Origin of the sequence: Pseudacidobacterium ailaaui (genome assembly GCF_000688455.1) — a bacterium.
Lineage (GTDB): Bacteria > Acidobacteriota > Terriglobia > Terriglobales > Acidobacteriaceae > Pseudacidobacterium > Pseudacidobacterium ailaaui.
The window spans coordinates 918,133-943,385 of record NZ_JIAL01000001.1 but is presented as its reverse complement, the minus strand read 5'-3'; the positions used below and the strand labels follow the sequence as shown (position 1 = coordinate 943,385).

Here is a 25,253-nt window from a genome sequence, read left to right as displayed (position 1 = left end):
GAAGCGAAAGAGAGATGAAAATTTTACCGGCGATTCACGTGATTTTGATTTCTCCGCACAGCTCTAGGAGATGCAGCGCATCGGGCCTGTTGAAAGCATGTGAATCCTTCAAGGAAAAGGCGTCCTTTTGCTACAAAAACTGTGCTGCCCCGGACGCTGATTTCGCCTGATATAACAGCAGCAGCGTTTCGGGACCGGACATGCCTCCAGGGCCGTTGCACTGTTGGATGTGCAAAGGTTCCCGAAAGGGGATGGATGTGCGAGGAAAGCGATGAGCCTTGGGCAGGAAGAGACCGGATGGATTGCCGTGGTGGGCAGCATCAATATGGACCTGGTGGCAAGCGTGGAGCGGATTCCGGCTGCGGGCGAGACGGTCCGCGGTTGGGGCTTTCAGACGCATCCCGGTGGTAAGGGGGCCAACCAGGCGGTTGCCGCTGCGCGTCTGGGCGGGCGGGTGCGAATGCTGGGCAAGGTGGGCAGGGACGCGGCTGGGGAGCTGCTGCTGGCCAGGCTCCAGGACACAGGCGTGGACCTTGCCTGCGTTGCTCGCGAAGACGGCCCGACGGGAGTGGCATTGATCTCGGTCCAGCCGGAGGGAGAGAACAGCATTGTGGTCGTGCCGGGCGCGAATGCGGCCCTTACCCCGGAATTTGTGGACGCTCATCGGGAAACGGTCCTGGGTGCGGCGATGGTGCTGGTGCAGCTTGAAGTGCCCATCGCCACGGTGGAACATCTGGCAGTGCTCTGCGGACAACATGGCGTTCCGCTGGTGCTGGACCCGGCCCCCGCGCAGAGGCTGCCGGAAGAGGTCTTCCGCCATCTGCTCTGGTTTACTCCCAATGAGACGGAGGCGGCATTCTATTTGGGCGAACAGACGATCACGGATGCGGAGCAGGCGGCGCGGAGACTGCTGTCCCTGGGGATGAAGGGCGTGGCGCTGAAGCTGGGGGCGCGGGGCGTCGTGCTGGCGACCCAGGATGGAACGATGGAAAGGTTGCCGGCCTTTGAGGTGGAGGCCGTGGATACGACCGCGGCGGGAGATACATGGAATGGTGGATTTGCCGTGGGACTGACCTCTGGGTGGAGCGTGAAAGAGGCAGGGCGCTTTGCGGCGGCGGCAGCAGCCATCTCGGTCACGCGGCGCGGAGCACAACCCTCGATGCCGACCCGGGAGGAGGTAGAGCGGCTGCTACAGAGGCAGGGGCATCTTCCTTTGTGATTCCTGCTGCGCCGGGTTTCGGCGCAACAGGAAGGAATGCATTTGAGAGCTAGTGATTGTCGTCCTGGTGCCAGTCATCATCATCCGTAAGGGGCTGTGATGCGTGCAGGCTCAGACGTCCGATGGTGCGATAATCACCCAGTCCATACTTTGGCTTTTGGGTATGGTATCCGGCAAAGAGGATCGTCAGCGTGTCGTGGTTGTAGATGGCGCCGCTCGGAGCATAGACACGACCGGCAAAGAAGCCCAGCGTGTTTCCAGCAACGGGAGGATTTGCCGGGACCGTGACGGTTGTGCCAGGTCCGGACGAGGCCAGCGGCGTGCCGTTTGGTCCCACCGTCATGGTGATGGGGGCCGTGGACAGGATCGGATTGTTGATGCCATATACGACTGTCCAGTGCAGCAGGTCGTGGGACTCCGCATAGCCAATGTAGTGGAAGGCGTCTGAGTCACCATCTACGCAGCCGCCGCCAGAAAAGAAGAGGCCATAGCGGTCGCGGTCAAGCTTGAGGATGGTTCCTGCAGTGGCCAACCAGCGAGTGCCCGTCAGGCTTACATCGCCGGGGTTGTTCAGCCCCTGCAGAATGCCCAGGTCTTTAAAGTGGATGCCATCAGAGGTTTCTGCCAGACGCAGATAGGTGATGTCATCGTTGGTCTTTGTTCCAAAAGGATTGCTGTTGTAGTAGCCCGACCACCAGGTGCTGCAAAGCTGGGAAGCGGGAAGTGCAGTGCTGCCTGTGATGTCTCCATTCAGGATTTTCTGCTCGTAGATGATTTTCAGCGGCCAGCTTCCCGGCACGACGCCAAGAATTCCGTCCGGGTTGAGCAGTCCAGTGGTGTGGGTGGCGATCTCCGGCTCGCTACTGGTTGCATCCGTGGGGCCGTCGTCGAGTGCAGGGGCTCCATTCAGCGGAAGGCCGGGCTGCGGGTCCAGCTCGTGGATATACAGGTCATCAGAATCAATGTGATTATTTGCGCGGTCCAGTGTATAGAGATAGGTGTGACCGCCAATCGTGATGACAAACTGGTGCCCCTGGCCGTCGTCATCCCCATTGTCGCTATTGTTCGGGTCAGGGCCTGGCTCTTTCTGGCCGTTAGGATATTTCTGTACCTGGTCGGGGCAGGTGGTGCGCAGCTCAAGCGCTTTTTGCTGGAAGTACCAGCTCTGGCCTGCGTCATTGGAGTAGGCGGCGACGACCGCTTCGTCGATGTCTTTCGGGCGCCAGTCAAAATAACCCTGAAGGTGCTTCCCGCGTCCGCTCACAACCGGGAAATAGTAAGGCTGCATCCGCTCTGTGCCTGGATTTCCAATCTGGTTCCCGTTGGCATCGCAATATCCGGCTGATTTCAATCCGACGGCCGCCCCGGACTGTTCGAGTGTCCACGGGCCACCGGTAATGGTTACTTCTGTGGGCGCGCCATTGCGTAACCAATGCACATGCCCGTCCTGGGCAGATGCGCACACGAACGCAGATGCAAGAAGTGCTGTGAATGCAAATTTTTTCATGGGTTTTCCTCTTGCCGCTCCTGAAGGGGAAGGGCAGCCAACAGAAATATAGGACGGTGATGAATGCCTGTTGAATTTTCTGTAACAGGACCATAAAAGCATGCTTGCGGCGAATGTTTCTATTGATTGACATACCTATATATCTAGGCGTATGCTCCTTGCATACCAAGAAAGATAGGTATCAGGAATGGCGAAACACGATCTTCAGGGAAGTCTGGATCTTCTGGTGCTGAAGACCCTGTCTCAGGCAGGCCCGCTGCATGGATATGGCATCGTGCTGCACATCGAGCGGGCCTCAGACGCGCTGCTCAACGTGGAAGAAGGCTCGCTGTATCCGGCGCTGCACCGCATGGAGCAGAACGGGTGGCTGCGTTCCGAGTGGGCGATTACGGAAACCGGCCGCAAGGCGAAATATTATCGCCTGACTCCTGCGGGCCGGAAGCAGTTGGATGCTGCAGAAAAAAGCTTTGAGCAACTGGTGAAGGGCGTACGCGCTGTATTGCGCTACGCGTGAGGTGAAGATGCCGCTGCTTCGCCGCATGATCAATCTTTTCTTCCGCTCGCGATTCGAGCGTGAGACGCAGGCCGAGCTTCAGTCGCACATTGAAATGCGCACGGAAGACAACATGGCCGCAGGCATGTCTGCCGAAGAGGCGCGGCGCGAGGCCCTGCTGTGCTTTGGAAACCCAACCGCTACGAAGGAGCGCGTGATTGCTATGGACCTTTCTCTCGGGATGGAAAGCCTCTGGCGCGATTTTCGCTATGGGGTCCGTCAGCTTGCAAAAATGCCAGGATTCACCATTACGGCTGTGCTCACGCTGGCGCTGGGTATCGGGGCGACATCGGCCATCTTCAGCCTGTTTGATCAGGTGCTGCTGCGCATGCTTCCGGTCGAGCACCCGAAAGAGCTGGTGCGGCTGAGCTGGAAGGGGTCATTCTCAGGTTCCGCTTCGGTATTTGGCGGCGACCTGGGAGATTACTTTTCCTACCCGATGTACAAAGACCTGCGCGACCACAATCAGGTTTTCAGCGGCGTGCTGTCCGCGGTCCGGACCAGCCTGGGAGTTTCCTGGCACGACCAGGCCGAGGACAAAGACGCGGAGCTGGTGAGCGGCAATTATTTTGAGGTGCTGGGACTGAAGCCTGCGCTCGGCAGGCTGTTTACTTCCGCTGATGAGACCCAGAAGGACGCAAACCCGGTCGCCGTCCTGAGCTATGACTACTGGCGTACGCGCTTTGCTGCATCGCGGGATGTCGTAGGCCAAAGGGTGCTTGTCAACGGCCATCCCTTTGTGATCGTTGGCGTGGCGCCGGAGAGTTTTCACAGCGCGATCGGTGGGTATCGCCCGGGAGTGTTTTTGCCTGTGACGATGGTGGATGAAGCCATTCCCTCCATGGCGCCGAATCATCAACTCGACAATCGTCTCTCCATCTGGCTTACGATCGTCGCGCGATTGAAGCCGGGTGTCACCATTCCGCAGGCTGAAGCTGGACTTGCTCCGCTATGGCGCTCCCTGCGCGCCCAGGAACTATTGCTCTATAAGACCTTGCCGTCGCCGACGTTCAAGGACAGGTTCGTTGAAAAGTCTCATCTCTTCGTAAAAGACGACTCGACTGGCTTTTCGCCCAACCGTGAGGAGCTGGAAATGCCGCTTGTGATTTTGTTGAGCATGGCCGGGCTGCTGACGGCAATGTGCGCGTTGAATGTTGCCATGCTTCTGCTGCTCCGGGCCACGGCGCGCGCAAGGGAGATGTCCATGCGCTATGCTTTAGGCGCGGGATTCGGGCGGATTGCTGCGCAATTGCTGATGGAGGGCGGACTGCTCGGGCTTCTTGGAGCGGCAGCCGGCCTGGTCTTGTCTCCGATGATTTCCCGGGTCCTGGTGAGAATCCTGACCCATTCCGATCCCGGCGCCGAGCCTTATTCGTCTGCCATCGACACGCGCGTGCTGCTGTTTACGCTTGCGCTTGGGCTGGCGGTAAGTTTGCTCTTCAGCATCGCTCCAGTAATGCATTTTGTGCGGCCCGAGCTGGCCAACGCTCTGCGACAGAGCACAGGAACGGCGAGCAAAGGCTCGCAGCTTTTCCGCAAAATTGCTGTTGGCGTTCAGATTGCTCTCAGTGTTCTGCTGCTGGGCGGGGCGGGGCTTTTCGTGCGCACGCTGAACCATCTGCGGCACCAGAATGTTGGCTTTGAGACGAAGCATCTGGTGACCTTCGGATTGGACCCAACCGAATCAGGATACAGTGAAGCGCAGACCTCGCAGCTGGTCCGCGCAGCACTGGAAGCAGTGCGCCGTATTCCCGGCGCAGAAATGGCTGCTGCCACCACCGATCCGGAGCTTACCGGGAACAATGCCGTGAACGGCTTTGTCATTGAAGGTCACAAGCGGGGTGAAAACGAGCCGGATGATTTCGAGTCACCCTGGACCACGCCCGGGTATTTTGCCACTCTCAGGCAGCCTTTGCTGGCGGGGCGCGATTTTACGCCTGCTGATGCAGGCAACGCGCCCAAAGTTGCGATTGTGAATGCTGCCTTTGCAAAGCAATTCTTCGGCACTCCGCAAAAGGCCCTGGGACACATGCTCGGAGCACTGGATGAACATCCGACGTTCGATACCGTGATCATTGGCGTCGTGGGAGATGTGAAGCACCAGGACCTTCGCCAGCAGGTGCCTGACCCTACGATCTATCGCCCATATTTTCAGAACCCGCATCCGGGCGGTGTGGAGATCTATGTCCGCAGCATGCAGTCACCGGAAGCGATAGAGTCCTCAATCCGGCGCGCGGTCCACGACCTTGACCCGACGCTTGTTGTCAGCGACCTGCGCACGATGGACATGCAGGTGGACATCAGTGCTTCGAATGAGCGCGCGCTTTCCATTCTGGCCATCAGTTTTGCTGTGCTGGCCATGATGCTGGCTGCCGTCGGGCTTTATGGAGTGCTGGCCTACGCTGCGCAGAGTCGTACTCGCGAGATTGGCGTACGGCTTGCTCTTGGTGCGCAGCGACGGGCGGTGGTCTTCATGGTGGTCCGGGAAATGGGCTGGATCACGGTGCTGGCTGCTGCCGTGGCGCTCCCTGCGACCATTGCGCTGGCCAGGCTCTTTCGCAGCCAGCTCTTTGGGGTCACTGCGTTTGATCCCGTCGCGCTGGCATCTGCCCTGGGCCTTACGGCGCTGATGCTGACGCTGGCGGCGGTGCTGCCTGCTCATCGAGCCGCATCGGTCAACCCGGTAGAAGCGCTCCGCAGTGAGTAGAAGAATGTGACGCGTCCCGTCAGCAGCCACTACAATAAAGCAGTACATCGGCATGGTTGTTTTCAGGTCTTCATCTGCCGCGCTCCTCGCGGCCATTCTGAGCGGCGGCGCGTTCGCGCAGCAGAGTGTTTCTGCGCAGAAAGCGCAGCCTTCGCTGCCGGCCATCTCACAGCGTGACCAGACGCTGATTGACAGCGTGGAGAAGGCCTATCAGGCGGGGTTAAGCAATTACCGCAATGGGCAGCTTGCCGCGGCCCGCTCCAACTTTGACTACGCTGTAGATCTGATTCTGCGCAGCGGCATTGATATTAAGAACGATCCGGTCATCAGCGAAGAATTTGACCACATCGTGGACGCCATCAATACGCTGGAGATGGATGCCTTGCGCGAAAACGGACCGCAGGGCGTGCAACACCAGGGAGACGCTCCCGTGGATGTGGCCAATGATGTGACCTTTCCGGTAGATCCAAAGGTGCGCGCGCAGGCAGAAGCCGAGTTGAAGACCACGCAGTCTGACCTGCCTCTGGTCATCAATGACTATGTTGCCAGCTACATCAACTTTTTCAGCAACACTGCAAAAGGCCACAACACCATTGTGGGTGCGCTCACTCGCGCAGGCCGCTACCGGGAGATGATCCAGAAGATCCTCAAAGAGGAGGGTGTGCCCCAGGACCTGATCTATCAGGCGGTGGCCGAGTCCGGGTTCCGTCCGCAGGCCGTCAATCCGCGTTCGGGGGCCGGCGGCATGTGGCAGTTTATGCCTTACGGGCCCTATGGGCTTTCGCGCACCGGATGGTACGACGAGCGCTTTGATCCGGAGAAGGCCACGCGCGCCTATGCTCGCTGGATCAAGCAGCTCTATGACCAGCTTGGCGACTGGTATCTGGCCATGGCCGCCTACGATTGGGGAGCGGGAAATATCCAGCGCGCCGTGGAACGAACGGGCTATGCCGATTTCTGGGAGCTCTACCGTCGCAACAACCTTCCGGCTGAGACCAAGAACTACGTGCCGATCATTCTTGCCGTGACCATCATGGCAAAAAACCCAAAACAATATGGGCTGACCGATCTGGCCCCTGACCCTCCTCTGGTGGATGATACGGTCACGACCAACTATGCTGTGGACCTGCGTCTTGTCGCTGACGTGGTGAATGCTCCCCTGCAGGAGATCATTGCGCTCAACCCAAGCCTTCTGCGCATGAGTACCCCTCCGGATGAGCCATATGATCTGCATCTTCCTCCGGGGACGAAGGATTTATTTGAGAAGCGCATTGCGGAGATTCCTGAGGACAAGCGGCGGTATTGGCGGTTCCATGTACTGGCTTCCGGTGAGACGCTTGATGCGGTGGCCAGACAGTATCACGTGTCCGCTTCAGAAATCGCATTTGTGAACCAGCTGGGCACAGACGGTGACCTGAGCGGAGTTGATTCGCTGGTCATTCCTGTCGCTCCGGCCGCCGCACCATCCTCGCTTCACAACAGCATGTACAAAACGCAGCGCGGAGATACGCTGGTGACGGTTGCAGACCGCTTTGGCGTTACTGTGGACCAGTTGCGTCGCTGGAACCATCTGAAGACAAGCACGCTTGCTCCAGGGCGCCGTCTTTATGTGGCCGAACCTGCGCGCATCTCTGCATCGTCGCGCTCACGGCGCAAAAAGACGGCGCGAAGTGTCCAGAGCGCATCTCACCACACAACAGCGGGCGCAAAGCAGGTGCATGCACAGACAAAGGCAACCGCGTCACACCGGTCGAAAGCAGGGCGGTAGAGTGCAAGAAATACTTGCTTTCATTGGAAATGCATTGCATCCTGTTGCTATAATCCGCGCACAGGGAAAGCGGATACTTTGCGCGCCCTCTGTGATTCAAACTGAAATCAGGTGCCGCAGCCGGAGGACATTTTATGCAGGATGACCGCAAACTTTTCGCGCAGGACGATAGCGAGTTTGACAGCCACCATGAATCCGAAGAAGTGGATGATGGTTTTGACCATGACGAAGAAGAGGAAGTAAGTATCTCGATCTCTTCGGACGACGATGATCTGGAAGATGAGGAGGAAGAGAGGCCGTCGGCTCAAGTACCTTCTTCCGTCGCCGAAGAAAAGATTGAGGCTGCGCCCAAAGCGCCTGCGAAAAAAGCAGCCCGCAAGGCTGCAAAGAAAACAGCGAAGAAAGCGCCAGCCAAAAAGGCTGCGAAAAAGCTTCCGGCCTCCCGCAAGGCCGTAAAGAAATCTGCCGCCAAGTCCAGCGCTCGTGGCGGCGGCAAGGCTGCGAAGTCTGCGGCCAAAAAGAAGAGCGCCGGCAGTAAAAAATCAAGCAAACGAGGTAAAACTAATTTGGCAGTAAAGAAAGCAGCAAAGAAGGCAGCGGTCAAGAAGGCCCCTGCAAAGAAGGCGGCGGCGAAAAAGGCCCCTGCAAAGAAGGCGGCAGCCAAGAAAGCCCCCGCAAAGAAAGCAGTCAAGAAGGCAACAAAGAAAGCAGCAAAATAAGTCGTCTGCTGCATCAAGGCAAGCAAAAAGGCCCTGCGAAATGCAGGGCCTTTTTGCGTCCGGGACTGACCGCGGGTCAGTGAATGTCGAACTGTTCCGGATGGATGGTCGGATCGCTCTTGACGATGATGGTCTTGCCCGTCATCTCTTCCATTTCGTTCAGCCAGCGCGCATTGTTGGCTTTGAGTGATTTGACCACTTCCGGATGTACGCGCAGCAGCACATCATTGCGGTCCAGGTGCTTCTGCATCTTGCGCATCTCAATGTAGATTTCATTGCAGACGGTCACCGGGCTCTTCACCATGCCTGTGCCGGAGCAGATATAGCAGGGAACGCTCAGGGTACGCTCCAGGGACTGCTTTACCCGCTTGCGCGTGATGGCAACCAGTCCGAAGTCATTGAATTGCAGCACCTTGGAAGGAGCGCGGTCATTCTTCAGCTCTTCTTCGAGCGCCTGCATGACCTTCTGCCGGTTCTTGCGTTCGTCCATGTCAATGAAGTCAATGACGATAATGCCGCCCAGGTCGCGCAGACGGATCTGACGGACGATCTCCGGAATGGCATCCAGGTTCGTCTTGAGGATGGTGTCTTCCAGCCGCGCCGTCTTGCCCACGTATTTGCCGGTGTTGATGTCAATGGCCACCAGGGCCTCGGTCTGGTTGATGACAATCGAACCGCCAGACTTCAGCCATACCTTGGATTTGAGGGCCTTGGAGATTTCGTCCTGAATACCGAACTGCTCAAAGAGCGGGGTCTCCTTGGTATAGAGCTTGACGCGCCGGACCAGTGAGGGCTGGAAGCGGTTCAGGAAGCGCACCACGCGCTCGTACTCTGCTTCGCTGTCCACCCAGATCGTGGAGAAGCTCTCGCTGACCTGGTCGCGCAGCACGCGCTCAACCAGATTCAGGTCGTGATAGATCAGGGCCGGGGCCTTGGCCTCGTCCGAGCGGTGCTTAATGTCGTTCCACAGGTTGATGAGGAAGCGCAGGTCCGCGCGCAGCTCCTCTTCGCTGGCGCCTTCGGCAGCCGTGCGGACGATGAATCCGCCGGAAGCCGCGCCCTTTTCGCTGATGAGAATGCGCTTCAGGCGGTAGCGTTCCTCATCTGATGAGATTTTGCGTGAGACGCCAACATGGTTGACGGTCGGCATGAAGACCAGAAAGCGTCCCGGCAGAGCAATGTGGCTGGTAATGCGTGCGCCCTTCTTGGCGATGGGCTCTTTTGCGATCTGGACCAGGATCTCCTGCCCCGGCTTCAGCAGCTCGGTAATGGCCGGCATGTCGGTCACCTGTGCCGTGGCGCGGCGGACTCCTCCGTGGCGACGGCGGCCATGGCGTCCACGGGTGCGGCGGCGCTCGCGCTGGACCTGGTCAGGTCCCTGCTGCTGTTCCTCAACTTCTTCTTCGGCCTCTTCAACATCTTCCATCTCGGCTTCGGATTCCGCCGTTTCCGAGGGAAGATCTTCATCGACCTCTTCCACCAAGGCGCCTTCCGGACCAAAATGGACGCGCTGATTGATGTGCAGGTCGCGGACCATGGCGCCAAGGTCTGCGCCGTTTATCTCATGGTCGAGCACCTCTTCTTCGAGGTCCTCGATGTCCTGCTCATCGGCATGGGCCGCCAGCGGTTCAAAGTCGTATTCGTCTTCTTCAATGACTTCTTCTTCAAGGGTGCCGGGTCCCGGGGCGAACTCGTGTGCCGGCTGACCGTCCTGTTCGAGGATTTCCTCGGCTGGGGCCGGCTGCTCTTCTTCCTGATATTCCACTTCAAAGGCCGGCTGGGCGGCGGTTTCGGCAGGTTCCTGCAGAGGGGCAACAGCCTCGCTGACTTCGGCGGCTTCCTCAGGCTCTAGGGAAGAAGCAGCGGGTCCATTTTCCTCGGCGGCGGGGACGCGGAACTCAAGAGAAGAGGTAATGTCAACGCGGTGTGAAGCTTGGGCGTTTTCTGGCTCGTACTCCTGGACCTCTTCGACGGTTTCCAGTGGCGCTTCCGGCTCTAGAGCCGCAGCTTCATGGACTGCGACAGGGGCCTCGACGGGTACCGGTGCTTCTGCAGTCGCGCTTTGGTCTTCGTCGCTTTGGGATGTGGGCGATGCCTCAGGAGAGGCAGCCTCAGGAAAGGCCTCGGAGGCCTCCTCCGGCTGGACTTCCGGCAGATCAGGGACCACGGCCGCTGCGGCTTCTCCGTCGACTGCTGCCTGTTCGGAGCGGACTGAACGCCAGGCGCGCGACTCACCGGGAAGCAGATCTCCTCCTGTCCATGCAATCGGGCCTTCTACCAGAGTAGAGGGTTTGGAGGTGGTGTAGACCGGTCTGGACAGAGCAGGACTTTCCGGCTCGGATGCTGGTCTGCCACCATATTTTGAAAGAGATTCGCCGGGAAGCAGGATGGGAAGGTGCGCTGGAAGGCCCTGCTCGGGGACCGTTGCTGGTTCCGCGGCAGGACTTTCTTCTACTACTGCCTCCGGCGTTTCGGGACGATGTCCGTTCTCTTCCTGCGCCTGTTGCGCGGTGCGAGTGTCACGGCCGCGGCGACCACGGCGTCCACGCCAGCGGCGTGTGCCTTCCGGGGCCTGCTCAGACGGTTCTTCCGCGGCGGATGGCTGTTCTTCGTGCTCCTCTGCTTTCTCTGCCTTCGGGGCGGGTGGGACGCTGATGCGCTCAAAGTCCGCTGAATCTTCCTGCTCTTCGAGAAAGTCGGTTACATAGAGGAAGGCATCGCGTTCGAGTCCAATGTCCACGAAGGCCGACTGCATTCCGGGCAGGACCCGGGTGACGCGGCCTTTGTAGATGGAACCGGCCAGGGTGTATTCATTTTCCCGCTCGTAATAAATCTCGGCGAGCTGGTCGTTTTCTAAAATCGCAAGCCGCGTCTCATGCGGCGTGCTGGAGATGCAAATTTCTTTTGACATACTGCCTCTTTCAGCCGAGGCAGATCACACCGGAAAACCGGACGAGACCAGAGATGACAATGAGATGGCCGTATTCCACCAGACTCCAGGGGACCGTTGTGGTCCATGAAAATTTTGGTTGATTTCGGGAAGGCTATCTGGGCGCAGAGATTTTGTGACCGCTTCAGCCAATCTGTTTGGCGGGGCCGTTACCCGTCTCAGCGCGCTCATTCCTTGGTCCTGACCGGCAGGGCGATCCGCCTCAGGCCGGCTAATAATTAAATTCCTGAAAACTTTCCTCCCGGTTTGGGCCCAAAAAGAGCGCAAACCGGAACAAAAAACCTCTCGTGCCTTTCAGTTCACGAAGCGGCCCATGCGGACGTTCATCACCATGCCCAGAGCCAGAAACGTGAACAGCACCGAAGACCCTCCGTAACTCATTAATGGCAAAGGGATTCCGGTAACCGGCATCAGCCCGATCACCATACCGATGTTGACCGCGATCTGGAAGATCAACACGGCCACTACGCCCATCACGATGAACGTACCCGGCAGGTCGGCGGCTGTTTGAGCGTTTTGAATCAAACGCATCAATATTAAAAAGTATAGCAGCAAGACGAGAATCGCGCCGATAAACCCGTGTTCCTCACAGTAGGCGGCAAAAATAAAGTCCGTGTATGGGATGGGCAGGAAGTCACCCTGTGTCTGCGTCCCTTTGGTGGCTCCGCGGCCAAAGACGCCGCCATCACCCACGGCAATCTTTGACTGCAAAATCTGGTAGCCCGAACCCCGCGGGTCTTCTTCCGGGTTCAGAAAGCTGGTGAGACGAGCCTTCTGATAGGGTTTCAACACCTTGCCGCTCTTCCAGATGATGCCGGCCCCCAGCAGGCAGACCAGGATGATGATTCCGGCCTTCTTCCAGTCAATTCCTCCCAGAAAGAGGCCGATCATCAGCACCGGAGAATAGGTAAGGGCGGTCCCCAGGTCAGGCTGTTTGAGCACGAGCAACATGGGCACCCCGACCAGGGCCAGGGCCTTGAAAATGTCTGTCCAGGTAATCTCTTTTCCCGCCAGATTGGAAAAATATCGGGCTGCGGCCACAATCAGTACCAGCTTGACCCATTCGGAAGGCTGGAAATGGATGCCACCCGGCAGCTTGATCCAGCGTTTTCCGCCGTTGACCCGGGTCCCTACGGCCAGCACCGCAATCAGGGAGACGATACAAAAGCCATAAATCCAATGGATCCAGTCCAGCAGGCGGTGGTAGTCAATGACGGAGAGCGCAAACATGGCCGCCAGACCGCCCAGCAGCCACAGGACCTGCATCTTGTGGAAGCCAACAAACTTGGTGTGCAGCGTAGCGCTGTAGATTTCAAGGATGCTGATGATGGAAAGCACCAGGACGAACCCGAGCAGGGTCCAGTCAAAATCGCGGAACGAAAGAAAGCGGCGCATCTGCTAGGAAACATTATCGCGCAAAGTCAACACGGACAGGACCTGCTTGCTCATGGATGGTGCGTAAACTCCCAATCTGCCCCTCCCGTCTATTCCTGTGCATGGAACAGATCGCTGTGACAGAGATGGCGCCGGTGACCGAAGAGCAGGCGCTGCTGGAGCTGGCGGACTTCGACGAGGTCGTGCGGCTGTATCGTCCACGCATCTTTCGGTTTCTGCTGGCCTCGCTGCGCGACCGCGACACGGCGGAAAACCTGACGCAAGACTGCTTTCTTCGCGCCTACATGGCACGGGATCGCTTCAGAGGCGATTGCAGCCTGAGTACCTGGCTGATGAAGATTGCCACCAACTTGTTGCGTGACCACCTGCGCAGCCGGAAGATGCGGTTCTGGACCAGGACGCGAGAATCGGCCCTGGACCCTATGGACGTCAGTGACTGGCTGCCGGATGAGCGCAGCTCTCCAGAGGAGAGCCTTACCGCGCGGGCACAGGTCCGGGCGGTATGGGACGCAGTCGACCGGCTGCCCGCCAAACAGCGCAGCGTTTTTGTGCTGCGCTTTGTAGAGGAAATGGAACTGAAAGAGATTGCAGAAGTTACGGGGATGAACCAGAGCACGGTCAAGACGCATCTGTACCGGGCGCTGGCAGCAGTAAGGGCAAAGGCAGGAGGCATGGCATGAGAGGCAATCGGGCAATCCGTCAGATGGAAAGCGATGCGGCAACGCGGCGCGACCTGGAGAACATGGCCTATGCCATCCGGCAGTTTCGGGCAGCGGTATGGCACATTGCCGAGCAGGAAGGCCCCCGGCCTACGCTGATACAGCTTGAGCAGGCCGCGCGGCGCAGGCGTTCAGCGCAGCGACGGATCATGCTGGAATGGGCCTTTGCCGCTCTGGCTGGAGTGGCGGTGCTGTTACCGGCCGCAGGCCATTACCGCCATCATGCGCAAATGGCACGCATGGCAGAGCAACAGCAGGCATTAAAGCAGCGCGAAGCAGATGCCGAGTTGCTGGACCAGGTGGCCGACGAGGTTTCTGAGGCGGTGCCGGACGCGATGCGTCCGCTGGCAGAGTTGGATTCGCTGTATGGAAGTGATCAGAGTGCAACAGGACAACGGGAGAAGAACAATGCGAGAAATTAGCAAATATGCAGGTGCAATGGTACTGTCGTTTGCCCTCTTCTGTGGGGCGCGCGCGCAGGCGCAGGGGCCGCTGATGCAGCCTCCACCGATGGAAAGGGCCTTTGAAGGAAGGATGCTGCATGGGCGCTGGTGGGACAATCCACGGATCGCGCAGCAGATTGGCCTGACGGCCGACCAGCAAAAGAAGATGGACGACATCTTTCAACAGAACCGCCTTAAGCTGGTCGATCTGAGCGCGACGGTTCAGAAGCAGGAGCTGATTATGCAGCCTCTGATGGAGGCCGAGCAGCCGGATGAGGGCAAGATCCTGGCGCAGATTGATGCCATTGCCCAGGCGCGGGCGGAGCTGGAAAAGAACAATGCGCGAATGCTACTGGAGATCCGCAAGGTGCTGACGCCGGACCAGTGGAAGAAGCTGAAGACGATTCAGCCCGAGGACCGGCGCATCCTCATGCATCGCTTCGGTCCCGGTCCGGACGGGCGCAGGGGCGATGGACCGTCTCCGCAGCCTCCTCAGGACGGACAGGGCGCCCCGCCCCAGCCTCCGCAGTAAGCCAGACGAGGAGCGGCCTGAGCTGAGGCCGCTCCTTGTGCTTTTGAGCAGAATTTTCATTCTCAGCGCAGGCCGCAAGAGCAGTGAAGACAGCACCGCATCTGTTTCGCAGAACGTATAATGACCTCTGGCAGATATGGAGAACCACACCCACACACCGGAGGCGCGCCAGGTGCTGGAAATTACGGACATCATGGCGATTCTGCCCCATCGCTACCCCTTTTTGCTGATTGACCGTGTCGTTGAGATGGAGCGCAGGAAGCGCATCGTCGCCATCAAAAATGTCACCATCAATGAACCGTTTTTTCAGGGGCACTTCCCCAGTTATCCCATCATGCCGGGCGTGCTTGTCATCGAGGCCATGGCGCAGGCCGGAGGCGCACTGCTGCTCACTGAGGTCCCTGACCGCGAAAACAAACTGATGGTCTTTACCGGGATTGAGCGCGCCAAGTTCCGTCGTCCGGTGGTCCCCGGCGACCAGCTTCGCATCGAGATCAATGTTCTGCAGTGGAAGACGCGCGCGGTCCGCATGGAGGGACTGGTGATGGTGGACGGAAAGCTTGCCTGTGAAGCGATCATCATGTGCCAGCTTGTCCCGCGGCGCAGGCAGGAAGCGCAGAGCGAGGCCCCGGCACTGACTGCGGTGGCAGAAGAGTGAGCATCCATCCTACAGCGATCATTTCCCCTGGGGCGGTCATACCGGAGTCCTGCACCGTCGGCCCTTATTGCACCATCGGCCCAGACGTGGTGCTGGGAGAGGAGTGCGAGCTGGTCTCGCATGTAGTGCTCGACGGCCATCTGCGCGCTGGTGCACGGAACCGGTTCTATCCCTTTGCCTGTGTGGGCGTGGCCCCGCAGGACCTGAAGTACAAAGGGGAGCCGACCGGCGTCGTGATGGGCGATGACAATGTGGTGCGGGAGTGCGTGACCATCTCTCGCGGCACGGCAGGTGGCGGCGGAACGACACAGATCGGCAGTCATTGCCTGATTATGGCCTACTCGCACATCGGCCACGACAGCGTGATTGGCAGCCATTGCATTCTTGCCAATGCGGCAACGCTGGCTGGTCATGTGATTGTTGAGGATTATGCCACCGTGGGCGCTCTTAACCAGGTGCACCAGTTCTGCCGTATCGGCAAATATGCCTACACGGGTGGAGGCACCACGGTGGTGCAGGACGTCCTTCCGTTTTCTCTTACCTCAGCCAAGCGCGAGACCCATGCCTATGGGCTGAATAAAGTGGGCCTGGAGCGACGGGGGTTTGACCGTGAGCGGCTGCGCGCGCTGCAACATGCCTATCGCTATCTGCTGGCGGGAAAGATGAACACCACGCAGGCACTCGAAAAGCTGAAAAGTGAAGGCGTGGCCACGGAAGATGTGGCCTATCTGATCGAGTTTATCGAGTCCTCCGGGCGCGGTGTGGTGAAGTAGTCCGGCGGGTCGTCGGTGGCCCTGTGCCAGATGTGCCAGGCCACCGCGTCCGCTAAACGACTTCTTCCCCCAGGGCAAATTTCAGTTCGCGGGACTCGTTCCATGCCATGCGCAACCCTCCGGCGACGGGACGGCTGCCCATCAGGCGCACGGCCTTGATGGCCATGCCCAGATAGGAGGGTGCTTCTCCGCCTGGCCATAGTTCACGCAGCGGACGAACGACCCCGTTGCAGTCGGGGTGGAAGACCCGCTCGTCCCAGCGGCGTGATCCTTGTGGGAATTCTGGGTAATCACGAATGGCATCGAGTGTGGATTCCAGGATGCGGTGTTTCCAGGGTTGTGCATACTGCGGCATGAACAGCACGTGGCTGCGTCCCTCGTAGCGCACCTCATGGACAAAGTCGGTGAAGGTTGCCGCATGCGACAGGTTCACATTTGCATTAGGCTCTGTTCCGTGGCGGTCACCACCTGAGATGAGCAGCTTGCGCCACTGCTGCGCCATTTTCTTCACCGCACGGTTTTCCTGCCAGTGGCGCAGCCCGTTGAGTTCGAGTGCATGGATGAACTCGTGGTTGGCTTCCATAAACTCCTGCACGCGCAGTTGGTGCCGGGCCTCGCCAATCAGATAAAGGTCCCACATAGGATGATTGAAGACAATCAGCACGTTGGGCAGGCTGTGCAGGGCGGCCAGGATCTCGGTCAGCTTTTTTTCATCCGGGTTTGCCGTGTACTCTTCAAAGATCTTCATCCACGAGGCGCCGGAATCGCTGGGCAGGTTGTGGATGCCGAGATGAAACGACTGGTCTCCGCCAATTGGGGCGCTCCATTCCACAGAAACCGGAATGTGCCGTGCAGAGGCAATGGTGCGCAGCAGCATTGGGGCGCTGATGGTGTCATGGTCGGTGAGCGAGACCAGCGGCATCAGGCCGAGCTTCTCAATCTGCCGGTTTTCCAGTTCAAAGGCCAGCCGCGGGGTCAAAGGAGGCGTCCAGTATGCCGCCGCATAATTGACAGAGACATTGTGCTTGCGGGAGCGCCGTTCGCCGGCGCGCAGAAGAGGACGCATCCACCCGTACTGTGCTCCCAGGTTGGCCAGAAAATCGAGTGTTTCTTTGGATTGGTTGGTATGGCTGTGCAGTGAAACTCCGGTGGAATAGCCTTGGGCCACGTTGGGGTCTTTCCACAAGTACGAGATACGCCGCAGCTCCGTCATACGCTTCTCCTTGCTGCGGCCAGTATCCGGTCTGCACCATGAATGCGGCATTACGGGGAAGAAAAAGGACCAACAATATCAGTAACCAGGCACCATTTCCGTAACCGCTCTGCTATCCTCCTCTGTTCACCATGTCTGACAGCACGAAACCCGTTTACACACGCGAAGACCTTGTAGCCATTGGCTTTGATCCTGTCCGTGACCTGGGATTTCCGGGCGAGTTCCCGTTTACGCGGGGCATCCAGCCGACCATGTACCGAGGGCGGCTGTGGACCATGCGGCAGTACGCAGGCATGGGAGATGCCGAAGAGAGCAACCGACGCTACAAATTTCTTCTGGAACAGGGCACCGCCGGGCTCTCGGTGGCGTTTGACCTGCCCACGCAGATTGGCTATGACTCCGATGATCCGATGTCCCTGGGCGAGGTCGGCAAAGTGGGTGTAGCGATTGACTCGATCGAGGACATGGAGCGGCTCTTTGACGGCATCCGGCTGGACAGGATTTCGACCTCGATGACCATCAATGCTACGGCCTGCATTCTGCTGGCCCTGTATGTTGCCGTGGCCCGGCGCAACGGCATGGATGTCAGAAAGCTTTCCGGCACTGTGCAGAACGACATTCTGAAGGAATACATTGCACGCGGGACCTATATTTATCCCATCCGCCACGCCATGCGCATCATTACCGACATGTTTGCCTGGGCCCAGGAGGAAGTGCCGGAGTGGAACACCATCTCGATTTCCGGATATCACATGCGCGAGGCCGGATGCACGGCAGCACAGGAGGTCGCCTTTACTTTGGCCAACGGCATGACCTATGTGCAGGCTGCCATCGATGCCGGCCTGGATGTAGACCGGTTTGCTCCGCGGTTGTCTTTCTTTTTCAATGCACATCATGATTTTCTGCGTGAAGTGGCAAAGTTCCGCTGCGCCCGTCGCGTTTGGGCCTATATCATGCGGGACCGCTTCGGGGCCAGAAATCCCCGCTCCTGGATGCTGCGTTTTCATACGCAGACGGCGGGATCTACGCTAACAGCGCAGCAGCCAGAGAACAACATTGTCCGGGTGGCCATCCAAGCCCTTTCTGCCGTACTGGGAGGGACGCAGTCGCTGCACACCAATGGATATGACGAGGCCCTTGCTCTGCCCACCGAAGAGGCCGCGCGCATTGCCCTGCGCACCCAGCAGGTACTCGCCTGTGAATCTGGCGTGGCGCAGACCGTGGACCCCTGCGCCGGATCTTTCTGTATCGAAACGCTGACCTATGAGATGGAGCAGCAGGTCAAGGCCTATCTCAACCGCATTGAAGCGCGAGGAGGGATGCTGCCGGCGATCGAGCAGGGATGGGTACAGCAGGAGATCCAGAACGCAGCCTATGAGTACCAGCGCGCTGTAGACCAGGGCGAGACGGTGGTTGTTGGCGTGAACCGGTTTACCCGTGAGGAGGAGCCTCCGGTGCCGGTGCAGCGCGTGGATGAAGCGCTGGAGCGCAGGCAGGTGGAGCGCGTCCGAGCTTTGCGGATGCGAAGGGACCGGGGCCGCTGGCAGTCCGCCCTTGAGCGCGTCAAGGAGCACGCCCGTAGTGGAGAAAACCTGATGCCAGCGATTCTCGAAGCGGTGGAAAGTTACGCCACCGTAGGAGAGATTGCCGGGGCCATGCGAGAAGTGTTTGGCGAGTACCAGGAAAGCGTTGTGGTTTAAGCCCGCATCGCGCGGTTTCACAGCCGACTGGGCATCAAGGCCCCTCTGCGGAGATGTGCAGGCGCTCTTCCTGCCGCAGTGGACAATCCTGGTTTCAATCCAGCCAGTTTCAAACCCAGCTTCTGCGAAAAAGACTCCGAAAACTTTTCCCCTCTGTGTGCTGTTCATGCCAATGTGACACGGAGGTAGACCGATGAGATTCAGCACTGCCGGACTTTTGCTCCTGGCCGCGCTTGCCCTGCTGGCCGGATGCGAAAATCGCCCCGCTTACTATGTGGCTCCGCCCCCTCCGCCAGCCGCGGCCTATCTTCCGCCGATCGTCCAGGTGGCGCGGCAGAATGGCTTTGCCGATGGAATGCGGAATGGGGAGCGCGATCGTCTGGAAGGGCACAGCTTTCGCCCGACCTACAGCGAACGCTATGCCAATACACCCGGGTACAGTCCGCAGCTGGGAGGACCCTTCTGGCAGTATCAGTCTGAGTATCGCGAGGCCTACATGCGCGGATATCGCCGGGGCTATACACAGGGATGAAGGATGGGTAGTCTATAGTTCTTACAGGAGCCGGATCGATTATGCAAAGCCGTATCCAGGGAACTACCATGCCGGTGCTTGAGCTGCTGCTTGAGCCAAATGAGTCTGTCATCTCGGAGGCGGGCGAGCTCTCCTGGATGAGCAGCTCCATCCAGATGACGACCCATACGCAGATGGCAGGAGGAGGGGGCATCTTCGGCGCTTTCAAGCGCGTCATCGGGGGCGGCACGCTCTTTATGACCGAGTATCGGGCCATCGGTGCGGCGGGAGAGGTCGCCTTTGCCACGAAGGTCCCCGGACACATCGTTCCGGTAGAGGTCAGCGGTGGGCATGAGTATTACATCCATCGGCATGGCTTCCTGTGCGCTACCCCGCAGATCCAGCTCGGTGTAGGTTTTCAGCAATCGCTGGGCGCCGGCATCTTTGGCGGCGACGGGTTCATTTTGCAGAAGGTCAGCGGCGTAGGCATGGCATGGCTTGAGCTTTCCGGCGAGCTCATTGTGAAAGACCTGGCTCCGGGAGAGATGCTGCGTGTGCATCCGGGCCATGTTGGGGCCTTTCAGGGGACAGTGTCCTTTCAGATTACCCGCATATCTGGCATCCGGAACATGATTTTTGGCGGCGATGGGATCTTTCTGGCTGCTCTTACCGGTCCGGGCCGGGTCTGGCTGCAGACCCTGCCGATCTCGAAGCTCGCGCACCAGTTGATGCAGTACATGCCCCAGGAACAGGCCCGGGAAACCACCGAGGCCGGGGTGGTCGGCGGGATCGTCGGCTCGATCCTGAAGGGGATGTGATTTTTTCCCGGGGCTTTCTGCAAGGATGCGGCCCTGGATTTCCGCTCCTTTACCGACCTTTGCAGCCGCAGGATCGCCGCAGCACCAGTTCGACGGGAAGCACGACGTGGCTGCCCTCTTCAGGAAATTCACTGCGCTTGATGCGATCAAAGAGCAGATTTGCGGCCACACGGCCGAGTTCTGCGGCGGGCTGGCGTACCACAGTGAGGGTCGGATGCAAAATGTCGGCCAGCTCAAAGTCATCAAAGCCCACCAGGGCCACTTCGTCCGGGACTTTTACGCCGCTGTCCACCAGCGCGTGAAGCGCATATCGTGTGGTCAGATTGTTTGCAGTAAAGAAGGCCGTTGCCGGGGCCTTGCCTTGCAGCATTGTGGACAGGATTTCTGCCGTGACTTCCTCCGATGAGCATTCGAAGGTGGCCTCCGGTTCCAGACGTGCTTCAAGCATGGCCCGGCGGTAGCCCTCAAAGCGGGCCCGTACGGTGTAGAGGTTGCGATTGTATCCAAGAAAGACAATGCGCTTGTGCTTGTGCTGCTGGATGAGGTGCTGCACGGCGCGCCTGGCCCCGCGCTGGTTCTGCACCTGCACGGAGTCAATGCGACTATCGTGAACGGGGCGGTCCATGGTAACGATGTGGGTGCCGCTGAAGTCTGACTGATTGATGCGCGATTTACGGATGTCGGCCGGAATGATCACCATGCCTTCGACGTGGCGCTGCACCATAGACTGTGCTTCCTCATACTCGGTATGAGGATCATTGTTGGAAGTGGTAAGCATCACAGAATAGCCCTGATCCCGCGCGACCATGTTGACTGCATGGGCACAGGTGGCAAAAAACTGGTCATAAAGATAAGGAACGATCAGGCCAATGGTCCGCGATTTGAGACTGCGCAGCGCGCGCGCCATTTCATTAGGACGGTAGCCGAGCTTTTCAATTGCGTGATAGACGCGGCGGGCCGTTTCTTCGGTAACGTTTGCCGAGCCATTCAATACGCGCGATACGGTCATGGTCCCGACGCCTGCGATCCGCGCAACGTCATTCATGGTGGGCTTTCGTTCCATAAACTATGACCATCGCACTCCTTTCCGTGGCCCGTCAACACGGGCGGCCGCGTGTGCCGGTGGCACGGGGAAATGGCGGGCAAATAGAATATCCTCGCAGAATGCGAGTGCTTCTTCTTGTTCCTCTGTTTTTGCTGTGCTTGCCTGCCGGTGCGCAGGACACTCTGTATGCAAAAGCGAGGGCCGCCTATGATACTCAGCAGTGGGACGAAGCCGCAGCTCTGTTCGAGCAGGCCGAGCAGAACTCCCCCGGCGCTACGGATGCCCTGCTGCTGGAGAGCAGATCGCTGCTGCGGCTGGGCCGCCTCCAGGAGGCCGAAAAGGCCGTTGGCCGTTACCTTGTGCGCCATCCTGACTCTCCCGATGCTCTTTACACCCTGGGGATGGTACAGCAGCGGGAGGACCGCCCCAGAGATTCTTTGCTCACGATGACCCATGCGGCACAACTGCGCACCCCGAACTCAGAGGACCTGCGCATTGTGGGGCTGGACTATGTGCTGCTCAATGATTATCCGGATGCCATCCACTGGCTGGAGAAGGCGGTGGAATTTGACGGGAAGAACGCCGAGGCATGGTATGCACTGGGCCGCGCGGATTATACGCAGAGCCGCTTTCGAGAGGCCGAACACGCCTTCCAGCAGGTGCTGATGCTGGAGCCAGGCCATCTGCGGGCCACAGAAAATCTGGGTCTGGTCTATAGCATGGAAAACCGCATGGCCGAGGCGGAGCAGACGTTCCGCAAAGCCGTGGCGCTGGCCGACAAGGACCCCCATACGGATGAGTGGCCGTATCTGAATTACGGGGGCTTTCTTCTGGACCAGGGGCGGCCTTCTGAGGCGGTCCCACTGCTTGAGCGCTCCGCGGCCATCAATCCCAAATGCGCGTCCTGCCAGGAAAAGCTGGGGCGCGCACTCAGTGCCGCAGGCAGATTGGGCGAAGGGGTCCAGCACCTGGAAATGGCGGTGGCGCTGGCACCGGAGGAGGCCCATCTGCACTACGAACTGGGTCTGGCCCTGCGCAAGGCAGGGATGGAGGACCGTGCACGGCAGGAATTTGCCCTTGCTCAGAAGCAATATGGGACGAAAACGGCAGGCGAGCCGAAATAAAACAGACGCTGCGCGTGACGCCGCGGAAAACGGAACCAGGAGCGCCCTGGTTGCGTATTTTGTTGCATGAGCGCAGCCGCCACTATAACGTGGAATGGATTTCCACCCCAGCGGGCAAAGGCCGCAGGGACTGGAACCAGGGCCGTGGAGGTAAGACGGGAATCCACAGGCCCCTGGCAGCCGGCTGTCAGGGAAACTCCCCGTCTGCAAGGCAGGGCTGGAGAGAGGCATTTGGAAGCAGATTGGCAACTGGTGGTACGGCGGTGCCTGGACGGAGATTCCCTGGCCTGGACGGAGCTGGTCAAGGCGCACCATCGCCGTGTCTATGCCATTTGCTATCGCTTTACCGGGTCGTCGCACGATGCAGAGGACCTGACCCAGGAAGTTTTTCTTAAAATCTACGGAAATCTGGCGGCGTTTGATCTGTCCAAAGGGAGTTTTCCCACCTGGATCACGACCCTGACCCGGAACCTTCTGGTAGACCATTTTCGTCGTACCAAACAGCAGCGTCTCACAGATTCTATGGACGCCGGATGGGACGGCGGCGAGGAGCAGTCTGCCAGTCCGCTGTCAGACCGGATCTCGGATCCAGGGCCGACGCCACATGAGCAGGCAGCAAAAAAAGAGTTAGAAAAAATGGTGCAGCAGGCATTGACGAAAGTCTCGCCGGAGCTGCGCGAAGCAGTCATCCTGCGCGATCTGCAAGACATGGACTACAAAGAAATCGCACAGGTTTTACATATTCCTGAAGGGACCGTGAAGTCGCGCATCAGCCGCGGAAGGGCGGAGCTGGCGCGTCTTCTGGAACGTAGTGGAAGGCAGGTGGTTTAGATGTCTGAGCGTAATCCATTCCGGCAAAACACGGGAGGCCCGCTCGATTGTGAAGCATGGGAGACGCTTCTGGCCGATGCGCTGGATGGCGTCCTTTCCGTCAACGACGAAGCGGTGTTCACCACCCATACCCAGGACTGTGCGGCCTGCGCTGAGATGCTGGCGCAGGCAAAGCAGGGACAGGAGTGGCTGCGGTTTCTGCATGAGGAGCCACAGGCGCCGGCCGACCTGGTAACGAAGATTCTCGGTCGCACCAGCGGCGCAATGCTGCCCCAGCTGGCTGTCGCCGGCGGAAGCATCCAGCCGGCAGTCCCGCATCTGGCCCAGATGGCGGTGCGGCGGGCGTTTCGCGATACGCGTCTGCTGATGACGGTGGCCATGGCATTCTTTTCTATCGCGTTGACCCTCAATCTGGCAGGCGTGAACCTGAAAGGCGTGCGGCTGGCGGACTTAAAGCCATCGGCGCTCCAAACTACAGTGGCACGTCAGTTTTATGGTGCCAAAAAGCAGATGGTCAGCTACTACGAGAACCTGCGGCTGGTCTATGAGCTGGAATCAAGGATGCGCGAACTACGCCGCGAGGCGGAGACCGAGCAGCAGCCTTCCCGGAAAGACCAGAAGGACGAGAAGCAGTCCCACAAAAACGGCGGAAAAGTGCAGGGTCCGCAGAATGGGATTGTTCCGACAGAGGTCCTGCGTGGACAAAAGGTATTGGCGGGCCTCAGGATGCATTTGTGGTCTCACACCCTGTCGCGCGGAAGAGAGGCTGACTTCTCGCCTTCGCCCAGGGCATGGGGTGTGCGGGTGCGGGTCTGCACCTGGCCCAGGACGACGAAAGATGCTGTCGTTGCTGGGAAGGGCGATTTCCTTCATTCCACGGCACGGTACGCTGCAAGACATCAAACTTCAGAGGGAAATGAATTGGCTGTCAGAAACATAGCAGCCCAGGCAGAAAGGAGCCTGGTATGAACTGCGCAAACCATCCTGAAATTCCGGTAGCGGCCTATTGCCAGAACTGCGGCAAGCCGCTTTGCTCCTCCTGTGTGCGCCAGGTCTCCGGTGTGATTTATTGTGAGCCGTGCCTTGCGGCAAAGCTCGGCATCGGCGGAACGAATTACAGTTTTACAGGGACTGCGCCAGGGGGAGTGAACTACAACATCAGCGGTACGGCGCCAGCGGCTTCCGGGGCCGATCTGCCAAACCCCGGACTGGCGGCCCTGCTGGGTTTTATTCCCGGCGTAGGCGCCATGTACAACGGGCAGTTCATCAAGGCCCTGATTCATGTTCTTGTTTTTGTCGTGCTGGTTGGCATCAGCAGCGAACACGGCATTTTCGGCATATTTATTGCTGCCTGGGTCTTCTATCAGGTCTTCGACGCCCACCAGACAGCCAAAGCGCGGCGCGACGGATTACCACTGCCGGACCCCTTCGGGTTAAACGAACTTGGGCAGAAGATGGGCATCCCAAACCGCAATTGGCCGCCCTCTGCATCTCCCTCCACGGATGCGGCACAGGCTGCTGGCGTAGTCCCTCCGGTGCCGCCTCCGCCCGGATATGAGCCGGTGCCTCCTATCCCTCCTGTCCCTGGCGATCCGTCCTGCTGCGGTCCTCTGGGACGCCGTCCAGAGCCTGTGGGCGCGATTGTTCTGATTGCTGCGGGGATGCTCTTTCTCTTCAGCACACTGGGTATCCTGCGCTTTGACTGGGTTGGTCGTGGATGGCCAATCATTGTGATTGCGGTCGGCGCATGGCTGCTGTTTCGCCATATGCGCGAGAGTGGAGGTACGCAATGAACCAGTACATCTTTTTGCAGCGCATTACCGGTCCGGCCATGATCCTTACCTTCGGCATCACCGCTCTGCTGGACGAATGGGGGATTTTGAGCTACGGAAAGAGCTGGCCCCTCTACCTGATTGTTCTTGGCGTCCTCAAGCTGGCGCAGATGGCGGCCCTGGCCAAGGCCGAACCGCCGGCCTATCCTCCTCCATATCCCCCGCCTGCACCTCCCTCCACAGCAGCGCCTGTCCAGATCGTGCCGGCTGACAACCATGCCGGGGAGGAGAGATAG

24 protein-coding genes are annotated in these 25,253 nt (G+C 59.0%); 17 read left to right on the top strand and 7 right to left on the bottom strand.

Annotation, left to right across the window (positions count from 1 at the left end):
• The first annotated feature begins 271 nt into the window (after positions 1-271).
• Positions 272-1,219: a ribokinase gene (gene rbsK / locus N655_RS0104280; RefSeq protein WP_026441998.1), complete on the top strand. Its 948-nt coding sequence runs from the start codon at positions 272-274 to the stop codon at positions 1,217-1,219.
• Between the two features lie 49 nt (positions 1,220-1,268).
• Here the strand turns inward: rbsK and N655_RS0104275 are convergent, their stop codons facing one another.
• Complete coding sequence (locus tag N655_RS0104275) at positions 1,269-2,726, bottom strand: hypothetical protein (protein ID WP_026441997.1); 1,458 nt, start codon at positions 2,724-2,726, stop codon at positions 1,269-1,271.
• 187 nt (positions 2,727-2,913) lie between these two features.
• Here N655_RS0104275 and N655_RS0104270 point away from each other — a divergent pair, with 187 nt between their 5' ends.
• Genes N655_RS0104270 through N655_RS17235 form a run of 3 tightly spaced genes read left to right on the top strand, consistent with a single transcriptional unit; the run spans position 2,914 to position 7,754 of the window.
• A complete protein-coding gene (locus N655_RS0104270) occupies positions 2,914-3,240 on the top strand; it encodes a PadR family transcriptional regulator (protein ID WP_026441996.1) in 327 nt (108 codons plus the stop codon).
• Between the two features lie 7 nt (positions 3,241-3,247).
• Positions 3,248-5,986, top strand: a complete 2,739-nt coding sequence (locus N655_RS0104265) for an ABC transporter permease (RefSeq protein WP_238324483.1) — start codon at positions 3,248-3,250, stop codon at positions 5,984-5,986.
• A gap of 52 nt (positions 5,987-6,038) precedes the next feature.
• Positions 6,039-7,754, top strand: a complete 1,716-nt coding sequence (locus tag N655_RS17235; protein ID WP_069955806.1) for a lytic transglycosylase domain-containing protein — start codon at positions 6,039-6,041, stop codon at positions 7,752-7,754.
• Positions 7,755-7,861: 107 nt separating this feature from the next.
• Here N655_RS17235 and N655_RS20670 read toward each other — a convergent pair whose 3' ends face one another.
• From N655_RS20670 to rodA, 4 genes are all read right to left on the bottom strand, one after another.
• Entirely contained in the window at positions 7,862-8,062 is a 201-nt protein-coding gene (locus N655_RS20670) for a hypothetical protein (protein ID WP_162173453.1), read from the bottom strand.
• The gene (locus N655_RS20730; RefSeq protein ID WP_202900312.1) at positions 8,059-8,490 is read right to left on the bottom strand and encodes a hypothetical protein; all 432 of its coding nucleotides are present in this window, start codon (positions 8,488-8,490) and stop codon (positions 8,059-8,061) included. Before N655_RS20730 ends, N655_RS20670 begins: the two co-directional genes overlap by 4 nt.
• 59 nt (positions 8,491-8,549) lie before the next feature.
• Positions 8,550-11,384 carry an Rne/Rng family ribonuclease gene (locus N655_RS0104250; protein WP_026441994.1) on the bottom strand — a complete coding sequence of 945 codons (2,835 nt, stop codon included), beginning with the start codon at positions 11,382-11,384 and terminating at the stop codon, positions 8,550-8,552.
• Between the two features lie 333 nt (positions 11,385-11,717).
• Positions 11,718-12,818 (bottom strand): rod shape-determining protein RodA, encoded by a 1,101-nt coding sequence (rodA, locus tag N655_RS0104245; RefSeq protein WP_026441993.1) that lies wholly within the window; start codon positions 12,816-12,818, stop codon positions 11,718-11,720.
• A 101-nt stretch (positions 12,819-12,919) separates the two neighbouring features.
• Here rodA and N655_RS0104240 point away from each other — a divergent pair, with 101 nt between their 5' ends.
• The 5 genes from N655_RS0104240 (at position 12,920) to lpxA (ending at position 15,943) form a co-directional block, all read left to right on the top strand.
• Entirely contained in the window at positions 12,920-13,498 is a 579-nt protein-coding gene (locus N655_RS0104240) for an RNA polymerase sigma factor (protein WP_026441992.1), read from the top strand.
• Positions 13,495-13,959: a hypothetical protein gene (locus N655_RS20665; protein ID WP_026441991.1), complete on the top strand. Its 465-nt coding sequence runs from the start codon at positions 13,495-13,497 to the stop codon at positions 13,957-13,959. Before N655_RS0104240 ends, N655_RS20665 begins: the two co-directional genes overlap by 4 nt.
• Positions 13,946-14,512: a Spy/CpxP family protein refolding chaperone gene (locus N655_RS0104230; RefSeq protein WP_026441990.1), complete on the top strand. Its 567-nt coding sequence runs from the start codon at positions 13,946-13,948 to the stop codon at positions 14,510-14,512. The genes N655_RS20665 and N655_RS0104230 overlap by 14 nt, the downstream gene beginning before the upstream one ends.
• A gap of 136 nt (positions 14,513-14,648) precedes the next feature.
• Positions 14,649-15,170: a 3-hydroxyacyl-ACP dehydratase FabZ gene (fabZ, locus tag N655_RS0104225; protein ID WP_044933953.1), complete on the top strand. Its 522-nt coding sequence runs from the start codon at positions 14,649-14,651 to the stop codon at positions 15,168-15,170.
• Complete coding sequence (gene lpxA, locus N655_RS0104220) at positions 15,167-15,943, top strand: acyl-ACP--UDP-N-acetylglucosamine O-acyltransferase (protein WP_026441988.1); 777 nt, start codon at positions 15,167-15,169, stop codon at positions 15,941-15,943. The genes fabZ and lpxA overlap by 4 nt, the downstream gene beginning before the upstream one ends.
• Before the next feature lie 52 nt (positions 15,944-15,995).
• Here the strand turns inward: lpxA and N655_RS0104215 are convergent, their stop codons facing one another.
• Positions 15,996-17,156: a PHP domain-containing protein gene (locus tag N655_RS0104215; protein ID WP_026441987.1), complete on the bottom strand. Its 1,161-nt coding sequence runs from the start codon at positions 17,154-17,156 to the stop codon at positions 15,996-15,998.
• Positions 17,157-17,287: 131 nt separating this feature from the next.
• On the opposite strand from N655_RS0104215, the gene N655_RS0104210 reads away from it, so the two are divergent.
• From N655_RS0104210 to N655_RS0104195, 3 genes are all read left to right on the top strand, one after another.
• On the top strand, positions 17,288-18,856 hold the full coding sequence (locus N655_RS0104210) for an acyl-CoA mutase large subunit family protein (protein ID WP_044933951.1): 1,569 nt from the start codon (positions 17,288-17,290) through the stop codon (positions 18,854-18,856).
• Between the two features lie 193 nt (positions 18,857-19,049).
• Positions 19,050-19,388: a hypothetical protein gene (locus N655_RS0104200; protein WP_026441984.1), complete on the top strand. Its 339-nt coding sequence runs from the start codon at positions 19,050-19,052 to the stop codon at positions 19,386-19,388.
• Between the two features lie 41 nt (positions 19,389-19,429).
• Positions 19,430-20,185 carry a TIGR00266 family protein gene (locus N655_RS0104195; protein WP_026441983.1) on the top strand — a complete coding sequence of 252 codons (756 nt, stop codon included), beginning with the start codon at positions 19,430-19,432 and terminating at the stop codon, positions 20,183-20,185.
• Between the two features lie 49 nt (positions 20,186-20,234).
• Here N655_RS0104195 and N655_RS0104190 read toward each other — a convergent pair whose 3' ends face one another.
• Positions 20,235-21,248, bottom strand: coding sequence for a LacI family DNA-binding transcriptional regulator (locus N655_RS0104190; protein WP_026441982.1), 1,014 nt, complete (start codon positions 21,246-21,248; stop codon positions 20,235-20,237).
• 107 nt (positions 21,249-21,355) lie between these two features.
• Here N655_RS0104190 and N655_RS0104185 point away from each other — a divergent pair, with 107 nt between their 5' ends.
• The 5 genes from N655_RS0104185 (at position 21,356) to N655_RS0104165 (ending at position 25,253) form a co-directional block, all read left to right on the top strand.
• Positions 21,356-22,354 (top strand): tetratricopeptide repeat protein, encoded by a 999-nt coding sequence (locus N655_RS0104185; RefSeq protein ID WP_162173484.1) that lies wholly within the window; start codon positions 21,356-21,358, stop codon positions 22,352-22,354.
• A 231-nt stretch (positions 22,355-22,585) separates the two neighbouring features.
• Positions 22,586-23,185, top strand: a complete 600-nt coding sequence (locus tag N655_RS0104180) for an RNA polymerase sigma factor (RefSeq protein WP_026441980.1) — start codon at positions 22,586-22,588, stop codon at positions 23,183-23,185.
• Positions 23,186-24,154, top strand: a complete 969-nt coding sequence (locus N655_RS0104175; protein ID WP_026441979.1) for an anti-sigma factor family protein — start codon at positions 23,186-23,188, stop codon at positions 24,152-24,154.
• Entirely contained in the window at positions 24,151-24,978 is an 828-nt protein-coding gene (locus N655_RS0104170; protein WP_026441978.1) for a B-box zinc finger protein, read from the top strand. The genes N655_RS0104175 and N655_RS0104170 overlap by 4 nt, the downstream gene beginning before the upstream one ends.
• On the top strand, positions 24,975-25,253 hold the full coding sequence (locus tag N655_RS0104165) for a hypothetical protein (protein WP_026441977.1): 279 nt from the start codon (positions 24,975-24,977) through the stop codon (positions 25,251-25,253). Before N655_RS0104170 ends, N655_RS0104165 begins: the two co-directional genes overlap by 4 nt.

What these genes read in the sequence shown, in the direction of transcription:
- rbsK (WP_026441998.1), top strand. Translation starts at nt 272, where the DNA reads ATGAGCCTTGGGCAGGAAGAGACCGGATGGATTGCCGTGGTGGGCAGC.
- N655_RS0104275 (WP_026441997.1), bottom strand. Translation starts at nt 2,726, where the DNA reads ATGAAAAAATTTGCATTCACAGCACTTCTTGCATCTGCGTTCGTGTGC.
- N655_RS0104270 (WP_026441996.1), top strand. Translation starts at nt 2,914, where the DNA reads ATGGCGAAACACGATCTTCAGGGAAGTCTGGATCTTCTGGTGCTGAAG.
- N655_RS0104265 (WP_238324483.1), top strand. Translation starts at nt 3,248, where the DNA reads ATGCCGCTGCTTCGCCGCATGATCAATCTTTTCTTCCGCTCGCGATTC.
- N655_RS17235 (WP_069955806.1), top strand. Translation starts at nt 6,039, where the DNA reads ATGGTTGTTTTCAGGTCTTCATCTGCCGCGCTCCTCGCGGCCATTCTG.
- N655_RS0104250 (WP_026441994.1), bottom strand. Translation starts at nt 11,384, where the DNA reads ATGTCAAAAGAAATTTGCATCTCCAGCACGCCGCATGAGACGCGGCTT.
- rodA (WP_026441993.1), bottom strand. Translation starts at nt 12,818, where the DNA reads ATGCGCCGCTTTCTTTCGTTCCGCGATTTTGACTGGACCCTGCTCGGG.
- N655_RS0104240 (WP_026441992.1), top strand. Translation starts at nt 12,920, where the DNA reads ATGGAACAGATCGCTGTGACAGAGATGGCGCCGGTGACCGAAGAGCAG.
- N655_RS20665 (WP_026441991.1), top strand. Translation starts at nt 13,495, where the DNA reads ATGAGAGGCAATCGGGCAATCCGTCAGATGGAAAGCGATGCGGCAACG.
- N655_RS0104230 (WP_026441990.1), top strand. Translation starts at nt 13,946, where the DNA reads ATGCGAGAAATTAGCAAATATGCAGGTGCAATGGTACTGTCGTTTGCC.
- fabZ (WP_044933953.1), top strand. Translation starts at nt 14,649, where the DNA reads ATGGAGAACCACACCCACACACCGGAGGCGCGCCAGGTGCTGGAAATT.
- N655_RS0104215 (WP_026441987.1), bottom strand. Translation starts at nt 17,156, where the DNA reads ATGACGGAGCTGCGGCGTATCTCGTACTTGTGGAAAGACCCCAACGTG.
- N655_RS0104210 (WP_044933951.1), top strand. Translation starts at nt 17,288, where the DNA reads ATGTCTGACAGCACGAAACCCGTTTACACACGCGAAGACCTTGTAGCC.
- N655_RS0104200 (WP_026441984.1), top strand. Translation starts at nt 19,050, where the DNA reads ATGAGATTCAGCACTGCCGGACTTTTGCTCCTGGCCGCGCTTGCCCTG.
- N655_RS0104195 (WP_026441983.1), top strand. Translation starts at nt 19,430, where the DNA reads ATGCAAAGCCGTATCCAGGGAACTACCATGCCGGTGCTTGAGCTGCTG.
- N655_RS0104190 (WP_026441982.1), bottom strand. Translation starts at nt 21,248, where the DNA reads ATGGAACGAAAGCCCACCATGAATGACGTTGCGCGGATCGCAGGCGTC.
- N655_RS0104175 (WP_026441979.1), top strand. Translation starts at nt 23,186, where the DNA reads ATGTCTGAGCGTAATCCATTCCGGCAAAACACGGGAGGCCCGCTCGAT.
- N655_RS0104170 (WP_026441978.1), top strand. Translation starts at nt 24,151, where the DNA reads ATGAACTGCGCAAACCATCCTGAAATTCCGGTAGCGGCCTATTGCCAG.
- N655_RS0104165 (WP_026441977.1), top strand. Translation starts at nt 24,975, where the DNA reads ATGAACCAGTACATCTTTTTGCAGCGCATTACCGGTCCGGCCATGATC.